The organism is Kineococcus glutinatus, from assembly GCF_039542765.1.
Lineage (GTDB): Bacteria > Actinomycetota > Actinomycetes > Actinomycetales > Kineococcaceae > Kineococcus_A > Kineococcus_A glutinatus.
Genome location: NZ_BAABIL010000316.1, coordinates 1 through 2,189, shown reverse-complemented (window position 1 = coordinate 2,189; position 2,189 = coordinate 1). Strand labels below are relative to the sequence as shown.

Genomic DNA, 2,189 nt, shown 5'->3' with positions numbered 1-2,189 from the left:
CGGCCGGCGCCCCGGCCGGCACCACCGTCGTCACCGTCGAGGTCGACGGCGGCAGCATGCTGGGCGTCACCTTCCCGCGGGGCACCAGCGCCACCGAGGTCGCCGTCCGCACCGGCGACGGCAGCACCTGGGGCGCCTGGGCGGTCCTGCCGATCTCCGACGTCGAGCCGGACGCCGGCAGCGGCGAGGCCCGCGGCGGCACCACCGGCTCCGACCCCCTCTGGGTGGGGCGCCTCGGCCGCAGCACCCGCGTGCAGGTCCGCCTCCCCGAGGCCGACGCGGCCACCGCGCAGCTGCACGTCGTCGACCCCGGCACCGCCGCCGGCGACGCCCGCGCGGCCGACCTGCTGAGCGCCCCGGCGGACGAGGTCGCCACCCCGGCCTCGGCCACCCCCACCCCCGAGCGCAAGGCGCTCGCCCAGCCGCGCATCGGCTCCCGCGCGGCCTGGGGCGCCGACGAGACGCTGCGCCGCGACGCCCCCTCCTACAGCCCCACCATCAAGGCCGTCGTGGTGCACCACACCGCCGACGGCGGCAGCTACGGCCAGGGCGAGGTCACCGCCGTCATCCGCGGCATGTACCGCTACCACACCGTGAGCCTGGGCTGGAGCGACCTCGGCTACAACTTCGTCGTCGACCGCTTCGGCGGGATCTGGGAGGGCCGCGCGGGCGGCATCACCAAGGCGGTGGTCGGCGCCCACGCCGGCGGCTTCAACAGCAACACCTTCGGCGTGTCCATGATGGGCGACTTCACCTCGGTCGCGCCGCCGCCGGCGATGCTGGAGTCCGTGGCCCAGGTCATCGCCTGGAAGCTGTCGATGTACAACATCCCCGCCTTCGGCCAGGCCGAGCTCACCTCCGCCGGCGGCGGCACGGCCCGCTACAAGGCCGGCACCACCGTCCGGCTCGCCACGATCCTGGCCCACCGCGACGTCGGCTTCACCGCGTGCCCGGGCAACGTCGGCATCACGAAGATGGGCTGGATCCGCGACCGCGTCGCCCAGCTCCTCGGCGGCGCCCCCGCCTCCGCGATCGCCGCGAAGTACGCCGCCAGCGGCGGCGCCGGCGGCGCGCTGGGCGACACCCGCGGCCCGGAGTCCTCCACCCCGGTGCGCCCCGGCGCCTTCCAGCACTACGCCGGCGGCTCCATCTACTGGTCGCAGGCCACCGGCGCGCAGATCGTCAAGGGCGCCATCCGCGACAAGTGGGCCGCCCTCGGCTGGGAGAACTCCCCCCTCGGCTTCCCCACCCGCGACGAGGGCCCCGCGATCGGCGGCGCCTACAGCCACTTCCAGGGCGGCTCGATCTACTGGTCGCCCAGGACCGGCGCGCACGTGGTGCGCGGCGCGATCCGCGACAAGTGGACCTCGCTGGGCTGGGAGCGCTCCTTCCTGGGCTTCCCGGTCACCGACGAGGTCGTCCTGCCCAAGGGCGCCTTCACCCACTTCCAGGGCGGCTCCGTCTACTGGTCGAGGACGACCGGTGCGCGCGTCGTGCGCGGCGCGATCCGCGATGCGTGGGCCGCCCAGGGCTGGGAGACCGGCAAGCTCGGCTACCCCACCTCCGACGAGTACGACGTCCCCGGCGGCAGGCGCAGCGACTTCCAGGGCGGCTCGCTCACCTGGGACGCGAGCACCGGCCGCGTCACGAAGGCGCTCACGGCGTGAGCCTCGCGAGCCGCCGGGCCCTGCTGCTGGGCGTCCTCGGCACCGCCGCGACCGGCCTGGTCACGGCCGAGGGCGCCCTCGCGGCCCCCGCGACGCCCCGCAGCCTGCCCGCCGGCCTGGAGGACCTGCCGTCCTACGAGGCGCCCACCACGTGCGGGCCGCTGCAGCCGGGCACCGCGGGGCTGCGCGACCTCATCCTGGCCAGCTACGGCAGGCAGACCATCGGCACCACCCGCGCCTGCACCGCCAGCGGCGTCGCCACCAGCGAGCACATGGACGGGCGCGCCCTGGACTGGATGCTGGACGCCGCCGACCCCGCCGACCGCGCCACCGCCGAGGACTTCCTGCGCTGGCTGCTGGCGCCGGACGCCGCCGGGCGCACCGCGGCCTCGGCGCGCCGGCTCGGCGTCATGTACGTCATCTGGGACCGGCAGGTGTGGAAGTCCTACCGGGCCGACCTCGGCTGGCAGCCGTACACCGGCTCCAACCCGCACACCGACCACGTCCACGTCTCCCTCACCC

General features: G+C 76.0%; 2 protein-coding genes. Both read left to right on the top strand.

Annotated features, from left to right (window positions below; genetic code table 11):
- Window positions 1-1,667: N-acetylmuramoyl-L-alanine amidase (locus tag ABEB16_RS12270; RefSeq protein WP_345712531.1), on the top strand; the 1,667-nt coding region annotated here is incomplete at its 5' end.
- Window positions 1,664-2,189, top strand: a 526-nt coding sequence (locus ABEB16_RS12265; protein ID WP_486335981.1) for a VldE C-terminal domain-containing protein, incomplete at its 3' end; no start/stop codon positions are given. The genes ABEB16_RS12270 and ABEB16_RS12265, both read left to right, overlap by 4 nt.